Below are 13,454 nucleotides of genomic sequence, written 5' to 3'. Positions count from 1 at the left end.
TTTTTTAAGAATTATGGATTGTGTTTTGAATTTTCTTGGTTAAAGATTTAAATACCAAATCATAAGAATGATCAATAAGTTTAAAAATAAGCTCCCTTTTCAGCCCATCTACAGATACAGAATTCCAATGGGTTTTATTCATGTGATAAGCTCCTGTAATCTGCGGATATTGTTCCCGAAGCTCTGCGCTCCATTCCGGATCTGTTTTCACGTTAATAGACAATGGCTGCCTTTCCAGCCCCATCAACAGAAACATTTTAGTATCTACTTTTAATACGAGTGTCTCATTATCAAAAGGAAAGCTTTCCGTAACTGCTTTTTTAGCAAGGCAATATTCTAAAATTTCGTTGGCATCCATGAGTTTTATTAGTAATAAGTAACAGGCAATTAATGATCAATAAGTTTAGAGAATAAAATTAAGGATTTAAATTATTCTTTCATCTTTTATTCAAATTTAGTAAATTTAAGAAAGAAATATCATCACATCAAACTATATTGTTATGAAAGCTTTAGTAATCGGTGCTACAGGCGCTACAGGAAAGGATTTAGTCAATCAGTTACTCAATGATAAAGATTTTGAGGAAGTAAATATTTTTGTAAGAAAACCTGTGGATATTGATAATGAAAAGCTTAAGGTTCATGTCATCGATTTTGAAAAACCTGACGAGTGGAAGCAAATGGTAAAAGGTGATGTTGCTTTTTCCTGTCTGGGAACTACTTTAAAGGATGCAGGGAGTAAAGAAGCTCAAAAAAAAGTAGATTTTGATTATCAGTATGATTTTGCCAAAGCCGCAAGGGAAAATGATGTGGAAGATTATGTTTTGGTTTCCGCCTACGGAGCAAATCCTGCCTCTAAGATTTTCTATTCTAAAATGAAAGGTGAATTGGAAGAAGCTGTAAAACAGTTACATTTCAATAAAATTACGATTTTCAAACCCGGAATGCTGGAGCGGAAAGATTCTGAAAGAACGGGTGAAGTTTTAGGCAGCAGAATTATAAAATTTGCCAATAAGCTTGGATTATTGGAAAGCCAAAAACCTTTACCTACTGATATTTTAGCAAAAGCAATGATTAATTCTTCTAAAATTAAAAGCAATGGCTATTCAAGTATCAAACTGGGAAATATTTTCTGTTTTGCGGACAAAGTCATTGATGCTTAATTTTATGCCTATTTATTTACTATTAACGTAAAGCGTTACATCAAATTCGATATTTTTAATCAATCTTATCCAAAATAAAAACGCGAATGAATTATCATTCGCGTTCTATTTTATAAATCTATCTATTTATTTTAAATGCTTTGTAATGGACTCACTGGTTGGTTTTGTAGTACTTACATAAGAATCAATAAGCTTTCCGTTTTCATCGATCAGAAATTTCGTAAAGTTCCAAAGAATGGTTGAATTTTTCACTCCATTCAGATCTTTTTCTGTAAGATATTTAAAGATCGGTGCTGTATCATCACCTTTTACAGAAACTTTTGCAGCCATCGGGAATGTTACTCCATAATTTTTCTGGCAGAAAGTTCCGATTTCAGCATTGGTTCCCGGTTCCTGTCCTCCGAAATTATTCGCTGGAAAACCTACGATTACCAATTTGTCTTTATATTCTTCATACAATTTTTCCAAATCTGCATACTGCGGGGTAAATCCGCATTCTGATGCTGTATTTACAATAAGGATTTTCTTTCCTTTAAAATCTGCAAAGTTGATTTCCTTACCGTCAAGGCTTTCTACTTTGAAGTCGTATATTGTTTTTCCCATAAGTTCTGTGGTTTTAGCTTTAGAAATTTCACTTTTTTGATTGGTGCAGCTTTGCAGTAAAGCAACGAATGCAAACAGCATTAAAAAAATATTTTTCATTTCTTATAAATTTATGCAGTCAGACTGCTATTGATTTAAAACTTAAAAATATTGGAAGGGAAAACTTTGTTAACGTCAATCTTATTGAACAGCATTACATAATCTCCATCTTTCTTAGAGCTTGAAGATTCTATTCTAAATGGCATGATAAGATTCCCAACTTTCTTATAATCAGAATATATTACGGTTTCGTCTTTTTTTACTTCTTTTAAAAGCATGTAAGATTTTGTATCAAAATAATACATATTCTTATTTACGTTTTTGGTAAGCTCTACCTTATGGCAGTAGATCTCTCCTACTTTTTCTTTTCCAAGATATTTGGCATCAAACCCTTTATTTTCCCAATCAATGAAGTCATTATCAAAACTTTCCGGTACATATTCAGGATATTCCTGAAGTTTATTGGCAGCATAGTTCATGGCATACCCTTTATTTCCGTCAAAGCCTTCTATCGCTGTTTCTTTTCCTCCGATTGTAATGATTGTTTTGGTAAGGTTTGGACGCTGCTGATAAATTTTTATAGGGTATTCATCTTTGATCCCCAACACTACTTTTCCCTGAAGCAACACTGAGTTTAAAAGCTTCCAGTTCGTTAAACCTCCGGATAATTCAATGTTTTTATCTATGATTTCCTTTGCGGTCTGGGCAAATGTTAAGTGTGAAAATACCAGTCCAAATACTAACAGTAACTTCTTCATTAATTTTATTTATAATTTCAAATATAAGGGGAATTGAGCAAAATTGCAAAAAGGCTGAAAAAGTGAGCTAAGTGCAAATTCGCATGATTTCAATTAAATTAACTTCTTTGCTTTTTCAAGATCTTCCGGAGTATCTATTCCTACTCCTACGAAATTGGTTTCTATCATTTTGATCTTCATTCCATATTCAAGATAGCGGATACATTCTATTTTTTCAGAGATTTCAAGGGGTTTCATTTCCAGTTTTGAGAACTGTAGTAACGCCTCTTTCCTGAAGGCATATACTCCGATATGTTTAAAATAGTCTACATCGTAAGAAATTTCTCTGTGAAAAGGAATTACAGAACGGCTGAAATATAATGCAAAACCGTTATTATCTGTGATTACTTTTACATTATTCGGGTTTTCTATTTCTTCTTTTTCAGATAGTTTTATTTTTAAAGATGCCAATGAAATCTCCTGCTGATCGTCATTCTTAAAGACTTCAATTAATTGTTGTAAAGGCTCCAGTTTAAGAAATGGTTCATCCCCCTGAACATTGATCACAATATCACAATCGATATTCTGTACTGCTTCGGCAATACGATCACTTCCTGTTTCATGCTGTCCTGTCATAACGGCTTTTCCACCGTGGTTTACAATTTCATCAAAGATAATTTCAGAGTCTGTAGCCACAAAAACCTCATCAAATAAATTGGTTTCCAATACATTCTGATAAGTAGTGGTAATAACTGTTTTGTCTCCTAAAATCTGCATAAGTTTCCCCGGAAAACGGCTTGCCTGATAGCGCGCAGGGATGACAGCGATTATTTTCATTTAATAGAAATATTAATTAAGTCTTTTTAATTTAAAGTCTGCTACTCTTTTATCGTAAAATAAGGGAATAACAGTCTATATTCAGATCAAAAGTAGTGAAAACTATTTTAGTTTGTTCCATAAATTGTGGTATTCTTTTTAAGTCTCTTGGCAAATACTGCAATTTCTAATTTTCAAAAATGAAAAATTCCCACATTTTCAATGAAAAAGTGAGAATTGGGTATAGATTTTTAAAAATAAATGAGTCAATTTAAAAAGATAGTTTTACGCCTATCATATTGTATTCCCATTGGCGGGATGCTGTAAGATCAAATTTATACTTTGTTTTTCCAATGGTACCTTCCGAAGAAGTATATCTGCTTTTTGAGATTGTTTTTCCAATGAAATATCCCATTAATAATGCTAAAGGATAGTCTGAAGCCCAGTGAACTTTACTTTGCATCATCTGAAAGCATAAAGCTCCGGCTAATGTGTACCCCACAGGTTTTATCCATACGGCATCGGGATAATTGTCTGCAATAACCGTGATCCCAGCCATAAAGGTTGTTAAATGCCCTGATGGCATTGCATCATAATTGGATGTATTCTTACCAAATGCCGAAAAACTTGGAAAGGGATTCCATACTCCTCCTTTGTGTCCGTATTCTTCTGCTATAAAAGGGCTTTCTCTACCTGTAATTCTCTTGATGGCTTGAGTAAAAACACCTGAAAGAATTAAACTTTCCATCAATCCGCTTGCTGTAGCCTGTGCTCTGTAATCATTTTTAATCAGACCATAAGTTCCGAAACCAATTCCAAGTAATACTAAAGTGGAACCGTTTCCGATCAGATATAAAGTAGATCCGATATCTTTTGGAATTTTAAATACACCTCCTACTTTGGTATAGTTGTTATCTTTATCCATTCCCCATCTTTCTCCGAGCTCTCTGGAGTTATCGATTAATTTCTGGTCAAAAGGCAGAAGAATGAGTGTGGAAGCTACAGCACCACCTAAATAGTAAGCATGATCTTTTGCTACGAAATCTTTATTGGTATTGATAAAATTCCTAGGTAATTTGGTAACGAAGTCTAAAAGTTTGGGCTTGGGATAAGTTCTGACAGATCCGTCTTTTAAGGTATAAGTTTGTACTTTTGGAGATTCTGATTCCTTTGGGAGTTTTTCCACCTTCAATGTATCAGCTTCTTGTGAATATACCAATACAGATATTGGCAGCAACAGAAATCTCAGTTTTTTCATTATTATATTTTCAGCCCTGTTTATTCTTCATTTATAAAGGCTCAAAGATAATCTCTAGATAACTTTTGTACAAAGTGTTTATCTGATTTTAATATTTATTTAATTTTTTTAATATCAAACTATGTTTAGCTTATATAATTAAAATAATATATCAATGTAATAATATAACAATATACCAGTGTAACAATATTAACCAACTTAAAACATTGGAGAATTTGGTACACTGGTATATTTATAAATTAATGAAGTGGATTACTTCAGATTGTTCAAAGCATTTTCCAGTTTTGGAAGCATTACTTTGATCTCATCAACAGCTAATCCTCCTACTGAAGCACGGAACCAAGGTTCAGACTTATCCTCTCCGAACGCTGAGAATGGAACTAAAGCCACCCCCGCTTCATTGATCAGATAGAATACTAAATCTGAAGAGTTTTCAATAACGGCTCCGTCAGGTTTTGTTTTTCCGATATAATCAAGCTTGATGGTAAGATAAAGTGCTCCCATCGGCTCAATACTGTCTACAGAAAGTCCTTTAGCTTTTAAATCCTGAACTCCGCCATGAAGTACTTTTAAGCTTTCTTCAAGCTTTCCTTTGAAGTCTTCTACGAATACGTTTACATTTTCAGGGTTTTCATAGAATTTTGCAGTTGCTTCCTGCTCTGGTTTTGGTGCCCAAGCTCCTACGTGGGTAAGAAGAGCTTTCATTTTATCAATGATATGAGCTGGACCGAATCCCCATCCTACACGTACTCCTGTAGCAGCAAGGCATTTTGAAATACCATCGATATATACGGTATATTCTTTCATTTCAGGGAAAAGAGAAACCGGATCTACGTGTTCTGCGCCAAAAGTAAGGTTAGAATAGATTTGGTCATACATTAAGTATAACGGTTTTTCGTCTGCACCTCTTTTCTTGTTTTCAGCGATGACCAATTCACAGATTTCTGAAAGCTGCTCTCTTGTAAACATTGTTCCTGTTGGGTTCAATGGTGAACAAAGTGCCAATAGAACTGCTCCGTCCAAGTGTGGTCTTAAATCGTCAGCTGTTGGAAGGAAGTTGGTTTCAGGCTTTGTTTTTACTTCTACTGCGTTGGCTGAAGTAAGGTAAGCATAGTGGTTGTTATTCCAAGAGGGTGTAGGGTATACAATTTTATCACCTTCATCCACAATTGTTTTGTATACTGCATAGATCAGAGGTCTTGAACCTGCAGTAATCAGGATATCGTTTGGTGAATAATCAAGGTTCCATCTTGTTTTTAAATCTTTGGAAACTTCTTTTCTTAAAGATAAAAGTCCGTTGGCAGGTGGATAGTTTGTCAGATTATTCTGATAGGCTTTCTGAATTTCTTCCTTCAGCAATGCTGGTATAGGATAGATATTAGAATTCAGGTCACCAATAGTAAGATTGGCAATTTCTGCTCCTTTTGCTTTTAGATCATTTACTTCGTTACCAATTTTTACAATTTCAGAACCGATCAGGTTCGCTGCTAATTTTGAAACTTTCACTTTATTCTTATTTAAAATTTACTAATATATTATCTTCTTAAGTTGATTTTCTCATCTATTTGATCCACGGGTACATGGGCATCATAAGCGGCTATTAGTTCTTTAGTTTTTTTTGCGGTCTGAGAATTCGGATATTTTTTGATGATTCGGTTGTACTCTTCTCTTATATCATCATATATTTTTCCTTCTTCACTGTCATAGATCCTGCTGCTATCCATTCCCAGGAGATAATCCAGCAGATAATTGTGATAATTTTCTTTTGCTGTTTTAATCAATGGACTTTTAGGATATTTATTTATAAAATTCTCCCATTCAATCAATCTGTCTCCCAATTCCTCCCAAGTGATCAAAAGCCCGCCATTTACGGCATAATTTTCCTTATTATCTTTTGCCATCTGTGAAATATAGGCGTCATAATCTGGAGTTACTTTATTTTTAAACACTGATTCATAATATCCGGGTAGCGAATGAATTTCAGTAAGCCCTTCTCCCATCACACGGAACTCAAGCCCTACTTTGCCCAGTTCGGCAGCCATTTTCTTTACATTATCCGGCAAATTATAAGTATCAGGTTCTCCTGTATGATACTCTACATATTGGTCTAAGATCTCAGTTTGTGAAACATTCAAACAAACCGTGTATTTTTCTCTGATTTTCACATAGTCTTCATACACTTTATTGTTTTGCTCCGGGCTGTTTTCCGAAATTTCTTTGTCTATTTTAGTACGATACCATTGAAGAGCAGCAATATAATCCGCAGGCTGATGATCTGGGGTACATGCTGTATCAATAGGTTTATACTGACTTTCCTGGTTTTCGTTTTTAGCAATTGAATCACTTACCGACTTTGTATCTGAAACTGAAGCTTCCTTTTTACAGGAAACTACAGCTACAGACAGTAGGCAAACTGCTACAATTTTTTTTATCATTTATAAGCTTTATCAAAGGTTAATCCAACTTCAGGTCTGTTTTAACAGCTCCGATCTTTGCTTCCAATGATTTCAATTTATCTTCAAAATCTGCTTCAGAATTGATTACTTCTTTTACTGAAACATAGAATTTAATTTTTGGTTCTGTTCCTGAAGGTCTTACACAAACCTTTGTTCCATCCTGTGTATAATAAATTAATACGTTAGACTTAGGAATATCGTTCATTACTTTTTTATCACCTGTAGAGACTGTAAGGCTTGTCTGCTCTTTAAAGTCTTTCACTTCTTCTACTAAAGAACCTGCCAGTTCTTTTGGAGGATTCTCACGGAAGTTTTTCATCATATTCTGAATTTCTTCAGCTCCTTCTTTTCCTTTTCTTACTACGTTTACCAATCCTTCATAGTACATTCCAAGGTCCTGATAGATCTCAATCATGTACTGATACATTGTTTTTCCGTTTGCCTTACACCATGCTGCAATTTCACAAGCTACAAGGATACTTCCACAAGAATCTTTATCACGAACGAAATCTCCGGTCATGAAACCGAAACTCTCTTCTCCACCACACACAAATTTCTGAGTTCCTTCAGCTTCACGGATCATTTTTCCGATCCATTTGAATCCTGTAAGACCTACTTTACATTCCACACCGAATTTCTGTGCAATGTCATAGAAAATATCAGAAGTCACAATTGTAGAACCGATGAATTCTTTTCCTGTAATTCTTCCTTGTTTTCTCCATTCATTCAGGATGTAATAAGTAAGAATCGTATTGGTTTGGTTTCCGTTTAATAATTGAATTTCTCCTTCAAGATTTCTTACAGCAATTCCTAATCTGTCACCATCCGGGTCTGTTCCGATAACGATGTCTGCATTAGTAATTTTAGCAAGATCCATTGCCATTTCCAGTGCAGCAGGCTCTTCCGGATTTGGAGATTCTACTGTAGGGAAGTTTCCGCTAGGGATCATTTGTTCTTTTACAAGATCTACTTTTTTAAATCCTGCTTTTGCTAAAGCTTTTGGAATGGTAGTATAAGTAGTTCCGTGAATGGATGTGAAAACAATATTTAAGTTTTCCTTTCCAACGTTCTGATACGTAGAGTTTTCAATGCATGCATCGATATATACATCATCCTGCTCTTCTCCGATCCATTCGATCAGATCATCATTTCCGTTGAATTTAATTTCGTCAAATTTTACAGAATAAACTTCTTTAATGATCGCTTCATCATTTGGAGGGACAATCTGTGCTCCGTCATTCCAGTATACTTTATAACCATTGTATTCCGGTGGGTTGTGAGAAGCTGTTAATACAATTCCTCCATTACATTTTTTATCACGAACTGTGAAAGAAAGTTCAGGTGTTGGTCTGTGATCTTTAAAAAGCAATACTTTAATTCCGTTGGCTGTTAAAACATCTGCTACCAGTTTTCCGAATTCTTTAGAGTTGTGACGAACATCATAAGCGATTGCCACTTTGATTTCCTCTCCTTTGAACTGCTCAAGCATATAGTTAGCCAATCCCTGAGTAGCCTGCCCTAAAGTATATTTATTTAAGCGGTTCGTTCCTACTCCCATAATCCCACGCATTCCTCCTGTTCCGAATTCCAGTTCTCTGTAGAAAGAATCCTCTAAATCAGGAGAATTACTGTCGATTAATGCCTGTACAGCATTTCTCGTTTCTGCATCGAATGTATCACTTAACCAAAGTTTCGCTTTTTCTAATGTATTCATATTTTAATTTAGTTTGGAAGCTGGAGGCTGGAAGAGGGAGGTTATTTTTATCCCAGTTTAGCCATTCAGCTTTTTATTTATTATTTGTTTTGTTATAAGGCTGGAAGAAGGAGGCTGGGAGATGGAAGATATTACATTCCCAATTTCAGACTCTGCCTTTTTATCTATTATTCTTTTTTATTTGATTAAAAAAATGTAAAATAGGAATTGGATAACTAAAATCACTTCCAGCTTCCATCTTCCAGCCTTTCAATTCATTATTCTTTTATCTGATTTCTAAAAGCAATAATTTGGTTCATTAAATTATAACTTTCAGTATAAAAATCATCAAATTCTACCTCTGCAATATATTTTCTATTTTTTGCTTTATATAAGCAGGTTACTGTCTCGGCTAAAGAGCGGATCGAGTATCCTAAAAATTTTTTAAATTCCAATTTTGATTGTAAAATACTTCCTTCCGAAATATTAAGAGCAATAGAATCCGATGCTCTTCTTATTTGTGAAGTAAGATTAAAAGCTTCATCTTTTGGAAAACTCTGAGACAATTTAAAAACTTGTTCAGCAAAATCCATAGATTTCTGCCAGATTACCAGTTTTTCAAATTTGAAGCTCATTTGTTTTGTTTTATAAGGCTGAAGTAGGAAGTTGAGAGATGAAGATATTGCATTCTCAAGTTCAGACTTCTGCGATTTATTTTATATTTAATTAGAATGAGAAAATGAAGTTGGTAAACTAAAATAACTTCCGGCTTACAACTCCCAACTTCCAGCCTCCTAATCTAATTTTTTATTCTCAACCTTCGTTGTTTTTTCTACTTTAAATGCTCTGATTGGATCATTATAATAGATGAATTTTGCAGTATTCTGAATATTTCCTTTTAAAGAGTCTTTCACATTTACTTCTGCATAATTCCCGTTTTTGGAATCAATATTCAGATTCGTAATTTTCCAGTAAGGAGCAATTAAGCTTGCGGTATCTGAAATCTTGATTAATGCATCTTTGGTTAACCCTAAGAAATTAGCACGGCTTCTGTTCTGCATTTCCACTTCTGCTCTTCTTGTATTGACAGATCCCATGAAGCTTGCATTATTTTTCATATTCAGCTTGAAATTATCTGTTTTAATTTCACTTGAAATATTAACTTCCACAGAATCCGAAACTGCTATTTTTTCAAGATTATATTTTGAATAAATCGTTATATTATAGAAGTCTACGCCTTTTGTACCTCTTTTTTCTTTGATGGAAAGTGTTTTATCCTTTACATCTACATCAAGGTTACCAGCTACATTGGGATACGTCTCTATTTCTACAAAATTCTTTGGTCCTCTGGCATAAAACACACGGAATTTACCTTCCAAATCCAGGTTTACAAATTCTGAAACATCCACATCTTTCTTTTCAATATTTCCTTTTGGAGAAATTTTCCCACAGGAAACTACTGCAACCAACATTAATGTGTATAGTACTTTTTTCATATTTAATTTTAAATATTCTATTGATGATCATTATGATCCGTACTACTGAAAGTTTTCAGGGCTTTCAATAATATCTTTTAACAAAAATAGGATTAAAATTTCTAAAAATCTTTGTCTTTTGACAATAAAATACCTGATACTTTTCAATTTTTCAGTTTTCAGCGAGAGCTCTATTTTTGATATTTCACTTTTTTATAAAACCATGCCGTAGGTTTCCCAGACAATGAAGACAGCAGCAAATGATTCTTACTGATATAGGAAATTTTCATTTGTGTTGTATCCTTATCATCAGCGTATTTTATTTTCAGCAGATTGTTTTGATGCAGATAACCGCCTGTGAGCTCTTTGGAACTAAAGGAATTATTTTTATGAAAACTCAAAATACCATTTCCATATCGGGACCGGTTTTGTTTGTTTTTCAAGGTATCAATTTTTGGTATTATTCCCTCATACAGTTATAAATTCCCATGATCCTACCAGCTTATTCGATGAACAGGAAAAAACAGAGAGCATGGCAAAAATGAGCATTACCTTTTGTACATTCAACATTTAATTCTATTTAATGGTTTGTTTCTGGTAAAAATAAATAAAAAACATCCGATTATGGATGTTTCTTTTTTATTGCTTGCTATCATTTTTTCAGCCATCAATTCTGCTTTTTGATCATTGATGTATAAGTCTTGCCTGGCAACAGATATAACATTCTTATTCTCTCTCTGAACATCAATAAGATAATGTATTTTAGTTTCCGATAAAGTATTTTTTATCAGCACACCATAGGTAGATTTTTCAGGGGAATCAGGAAGGACTATTTGTGAAATGGTGAGATTTTTTTCTTTCCATTTACTTTCCTTGCCGGCAGGGATATAAATATATTTAAGATATTTTGGTAAACTTCCGGGAATAATTTCGTGCAGTGCGCAATGCTGATTATGAAAGGCTACCAGTTCTTCTTTAGAAATATCATATTCTCTGGAAAGGGTATCCAGATCGAGAATATCTTTAATTTCAATTCTAATATTTTCCATTTATGTGTTTTTTATTTTACACTAAGATTAGAAAAAAATTAAAGAATCAAAAAAAATACCTCAGAAAGTTTATCACTTCCGAGGTATTCTATTCAGTATACTGATACAATTTAATTTTCAGTTGGTAGCGAATATATTGCTGCTGTAAGTAAAATTGCTACAATAATAACAGCTACCATTAATGGTTTCCAAATTGCTTTTCTGGGATATTGTTCTTCATTTGGAAAATACATTGGAACAAAGTAATATGAAAGAATTGATCCCCCTACCACACCGCACAAATAGGCAAGTGAACTTTTAGGGTTTTCAGGAATACTCACAATGACTCCCGAAAGTATAGTGATTATAACAGAGATACCCAATACGATATACGCTTCTTTCTTCTTATTAATACTCAATAGATTCTGAAACAACAAAACTCCTCCGAAGAGTGTTGAAAGAAAAATAGAGAATCCTAGGATTACTTTTTTAGAATAAATCTTGGGTAACTGTACTTCCATTATATCACTTCATCAATATTATAGTTCTTATGCTCACGGTTTGTTCTGATAATCATCTCTCCCAGGAATCCTGCTACAAACAATAATGTTCCCATGATCATCATCGTTAAAGCAATATAGAACCAAGGATTATTGGTGATCAGATGACCGTAGATTCCTCTTGCTACGTCAATCAGTTTTGAAATTCCTAACCAGAGTGCGGAAAGAAAACCAAAGATAAACATTAAGGTTCCCACCGCTCCAAAGAAATGCATTGGTCTTCCTCCAAAACGACTTACAAACCAAAGGGTTACCAAATCCAAGAAACCTCTTACAAATCTCTCTGTTCCGAATTTTGAAGTTCCGTAAGGTCTTGCCTGATGCTGTACTTCTTTCTCGGTAATTCTTCTGAACCCTGCATTGGCAGCCAATACCGGAATATATCTGTGCATGTCTCCGTATACATCTACAGATTTTACTACCTGCTTTTTGTATGCTTTAAGACCACAATTAAAGTCATGAAGATAAACACCTGAAACTTTTCTTGCCGCTGCATTGAAGAGTTTTGACGGAATATTTTTCGTCATTACATTATCAAAACGTTTCTTTTTCCACCCGGAAACGATATCATAATTGTCATGAATGACCATATTATACAGCTCAGGAATTTCTTCCGGAAAGTCCTGTAAATCGGCGTCCATGGTGATAACAACATCTCCGTTTGTTCTTGCAAAAGCAGCGTGAAGTGCTTGAGATTTCCCATAATTTCGGGAAAATTTAATAGCGTGGATCTGAGGATACTGCACTTTTAAGTTCTCAATAATACTCCACGACAAATCCGTACTTCCATCATCTACAAACCAAATTTCGTAAGATAAATTACTGGTTTGACAGACTTTATCAATTCTTGAAAAAAGCTCTTCCAGAGAGTCTTCTTCGTTCAGTAACGGAATAACTATAGATAAGTTCATTTAATTTTAATAAAATTAGGCTTCGTTTGTTTCTTCGGGCTGATAGATACTTCTTGTTCTGAAGAACGCTCCGAAAAACACCGACAAAACTACGTAAAATATAAGAATTGCTGCAAAATATCCTGAAAAATGACTTGCGGTAAGCATATCTTTTCCTTTTACAGCCTCCGGAGTAAAGCTCTGAATCCTTTCTTTATACTTCTGATCCAGCTCGTCAATGTCTTTCTGATGCTTTAAAATTTTTCTTGCCGAAGTATATTCTGTATCCAATTCTGACTTCTGTCTCTGAACATATTGGTAGTTTAAAAGCTTTTTGGCATCAGTATCTGCAAAGTTTAAAAATGCATAAATACTGAAAATCGAAAGAATTCCTCCGATGAACATTGGAACAAATGCTCTTTTGAAAGCTTCTTTAAAACTTACTACTCTATGGTTGTTCCAATATGATTTTACCGACCAGAATGCGGCACCTGCATATAAGATCGGCAGCACAAAAGCATTGGCTTTCAGTGAAATATCAAAATAATTGATTCCTGAAAAAAAAGTGTACACTACAAAGAAAACGATCATTGTAGCGATAAAAAGTATAATTCCTAGTGTTGATGGACTTTTCGTCATGTTAAATTTTTTAGAAAAAAGTTGAAAAATTATTCCCCTAAATGTCAGCTGTTTAGCTCTACGACTGCATTTTTTCGACAAATTTTCTGTAATAAAGTTT

Annotated in this window: 16 protein-coding genes; 1 reads left to right on the top strand and 15 read right to left on the bottom strand. The window is 34.1% G+C overall.

All coding sequences use genetic code 11. The annotated features are described in order from the left end of the window. Window positions 1-4: 4 nt before the first annotated feature. A complete protein-coding gene (locus AC5YGG_RS08765; RefSeq protein ID WP_496144134.1) occupies window positions 5-358 on the bottom strand; it encodes an MmcQ/YjbR family DNA-binding protein in 354 nt (117 codons plus the stop codon). A gap of 142 nt (window positions 359-500) precedes the next feature. On the opposite strand from AC5YGG_RS08765, the gene AC5YGG_RS08760 reads away from it, so the two are divergent. Continuing rightward, window positions 501-1,160, top strand: a complete 660-nt coding sequence (locus AC5YGG_RS08760) for an NAD(P)H-binding protein (RefSeq protein WP_496144133.1) — start codon at window positions 501-503, stop codon at window positions 1,158-1,160. A gap of 126 nt (window positions 1,161-1,286) precedes the next feature. Here the strand turns inward: AC5YGG_RS08760 and AC5YGG_RS08755 are convergent, their stop codons facing one another. The 14 genes from AC5YGG_RS08755 to AC5YGG_RS08690 form a co-directional block, all read right to left on the bottom strand. Next, window positions 1,287-1,862 carry a glutathione peroxidase gene (locus tag AC5YGG_RS08755; RefSeq protein ID WP_496144132.1) on the bottom strand — a complete coding sequence of 192 codons (576 nt, stop codon included), beginning with the start codon at window positions 1,860-1,862 and terminating at the stop codon, window positions 1,287-1,289. A gap of 35 nt (window positions 1,863-1,897) precedes the next feature. Beyond that, window positions 1,898-2,560 carry a histidine kinase gene (locus AC5YGG_RS08750; protein ID WP_496144131.1) on the bottom strand — a complete coding sequence of 221 codons (663 nt, stop codon included), beginning with the start codon at window positions 2,558-2,560 and terminating at the stop codon, window positions 1,898-1,900. Window positions 2,561-2,653: 93 nt separating this feature from the next. Next, entirely contained in the window at window positions 2,654-3,376 is a 723-nt protein-coding gene (gene kdsB / locus AC5YGG_RS08745; RefSeq protein WP_496144130.1) for a 3-deoxy-manno-octulosonate cytidylyltransferase, read from the bottom strand. Window positions 3,377-3,626: 250 nt separating this feature from the next. After that, entirely contained in the window at window positions 3,627-4,613 is a 987-nt protein-coding gene (locus tag AC5YGG_RS08740) for a phosphatase PAP2 family protein (RefSeq protein WP_496144129.1), read from the bottom strand. A gap of 252 nt (window positions 4,614-4,865) precedes the next feature. Then, entirely contained in the window at window positions 4,866-6,119 is a 1,254-nt protein-coding gene (locus AC5YGG_RS08735; RefSeq protein WP_496144128.1) for a pyridoxal phosphate-dependent aminotransferase, read from the bottom strand. A 29-nt stretch (window positions 6,120-6,148) separates the two neighbouring features. Beyond that, window positions 6,149-7,048 carry a hypothetical protein gene (locus tag AC5YGG_RS08730; RefSeq protein ID WP_496144127.1) on the bottom strand — a complete coding sequence of 300 codons (900 nt, stop codon included), beginning with the start codon at window positions 7,046-7,048 and terminating at the stop codon, window positions 6,149-6,151. Window positions 7,049-7,067: 19 nt separating this feature from the next. Beyond that, complete coding sequence (locus AC5YGG_RS08725) at window positions 7,068-8,783, bottom strand: phospho-sugar mutase (RefSeq protein ID WP_496144126.1); 1,716 nt, start codon at window positions 8,781-8,783, stop codon at window positions 7,068-7,070. A gap of 257 nt (window positions 8,784-9,040) precedes the next feature. Beyond that, window positions 9,041-9,397 carry a four helix bundle protein gene (locus tag AC5YGG_RS08720; protein WP_496144125.1) on the bottom strand — a complete coding sequence of 119 codons (357 nt, stop codon included), beginning with the start codon at window positions 9,395-9,397 and terminating at the stop codon, window positions 9,041-9,043. A gap of 159 nt (window positions 9,398-9,556) precedes the next feature. Further along, window positions 9,557-10,258, bottom strand: coding sequence for a GIN domain-containing protein (locus AC5YGG_RS08715; protein WP_496144124.1), 702 nt, complete (start codon window positions 10,256-10,258; stop codon window positions 9,557-9,559). Between the two features lie 170 nt (window positions 10,259-10,428). Then, complete coding sequence (locus AC5YGG_RS08710) at window positions 10,429-10,680, bottom strand: hypothetical protein (protein WP_496144123.1); 252 nt, start codon at window positions 10,678-10,680, stop codon at window positions 10,429-10,431. 120 nt (window positions 10,681-10,800) lie between these two features. After that, the gene (locus AC5YGG_RS08705) at window positions 10,801-11,286 is read right to left on the bottom strand and encodes a hypothetical protein (RefSeq protein WP_496144122.1); all 486 of its coding nucleotides are present in this window, start codon (window positions 11,284-11,286) and stop codon (window positions 10,801-10,803) included. Between the two features lie 110 nt (window positions 11,287-11,396). After that, on the bottom strand, window positions 11,397-11,786 hold the full coding sequence (locus AC5YGG_RS08700; protein ID WP_496144121.1) for a hypothetical protein: 390 nt from the start codon (window positions 11,784-11,786) through the stop codon (window positions 11,397-11,399). After that, the gene (locus AC5YGG_RS08695; RefSeq protein WP_065394281.1) at window positions 11,786-12,736 is read right to left on the bottom strand and encodes a glycosyltransferase family 2 protein; all 951 of its coding nucleotides are present in this window, start codon (window positions 12,734-12,736) and stop codon (window positions 11,786-11,788) included. The genes AC5YGG_RS08700 and AC5YGG_RS08695 overlap by 1 nt, the downstream gene beginning before the upstream one ends. Before the next feature lie 15 nt (window positions 12,737-12,751). Beyond that, window positions 12,752-13,354, bottom strand: coding sequence for a DUF4199 domain-containing protein (locus AC5YGG_RS08690; RefSeq protein WP_496144120.1), 603 nt, complete (start codon window positions 13,352-13,354; stop codon window positions 12,752-12,754). Window positions 13,355-13,454: the final 100 nt, after the last annotated feature.

The organism is Chryseobacterium sp. CS2K3, assembly GCF_059515185.1.
This window is presented reverse-complemented; position numbering and strand designations above follow the sequence as displayed.

Excerpts from the sequence above, each read along its gene's own strand:
- AC5YGG_RS08765 (WP_496144134.1), bottom strand. The coding sequence starts at position 358 with ATGGATGCCAACGAAATTTTAGAATATTGCCTTGCTAAAAAAGCAGTT.
- AC5YGG_RS08760 (WP_496144133.1), top strand. The coding sequence starts at position 501 with ATGAAAGCTTTAGTAATCGGTGCTACAGGCGCTACAGGAAAGGATTTA.
- AC5YGG_RS08755 (WP_496144132.1), bottom strand. The coding sequence starts at position 1,862 with ATGAAAAATATTTTTTTAATGCTGTTTGCATTCGTTGCTTTACTGCAA.
- AC5YGG_RS08750 (WP_496144131.1), bottom strand. The coding sequence starts at position 2,560 with ATGAAGAAGTTACTGTTAGTATTTGGACTGGTATTTTCACACTTAACA.
- kdsB (WP_496144130.1), bottom strand. The coding sequence starts at position 3,376 with ATGAAAATAATCGCTGTCATCCCTGCGCGCTATCAGGCAAGCCGTTTT.
- AC5YGG_RS08740 (WP_496144129.1), bottom strand. The coding sequence starts at position 4,613 with ATGAAAAAACTGAGATTTCTGTTGCTGCCAATATCTGTATTGGTATAT.
- AC5YGG_RS08730 (WP_496144127.1), bottom strand. The coding sequence starts at position 7,048 with ATGATAAAAAAAATTGTAGCAGTTTGCCTACTGTCTGTAGCTGTAGTT.
- AC5YGG_RS08725 (WP_496144126.1), bottom strand. The coding sequence starts at position 8,783 with ATGAATACATTAGAAAAAGCGAAACTTTGGTTAAGTGATACATTCGAT.
- AC5YGG_RS08720 (WP_496144125.1), bottom strand. The coding sequence starts at position 9,397 with ATGAGCTTCAAATTTGAAAAACTGGTAATCTGGCAGAAATCTATGGAT.
- AC5YGG_RS08715 (WP_496144124.1), bottom strand. The coding sequence starts at position 10,258 with ATGAAAAAAGTACTATACACATTAATGTTGGTTGCAGTAGTTTCCTGT.
- AC5YGG_RS08705 (WP_496144122.1), bottom strand. The coding sequence starts at position 11,286 with ATGGAAAATATTAGAATTGAAATTAAAGATATTCTCGATCTGGATACC.
- AC5YGG_RS08700 (WP_496144121.1), bottom strand. The coding sequence starts at position 11,786 with ATGGAAGTACAGTTACCCAAGATTTATTCTAAAAAAGTAATCCTAGGA.
- AC5YGG_RS08695 (WP_065394281.1), bottom strand. The coding sequence starts at position 12,736 with ATGAACTTATCTATAGTTATTCCGTTACTGAACGAAGAAGACTCTCTG.
- AC5YGG_RS08690 (WP_496144120.1), bottom strand. The coding sequence starts at position 13,354 with ATGACGAAAAGTCCATCAACACTAGGAATTATACTTTTTATCGCTACA.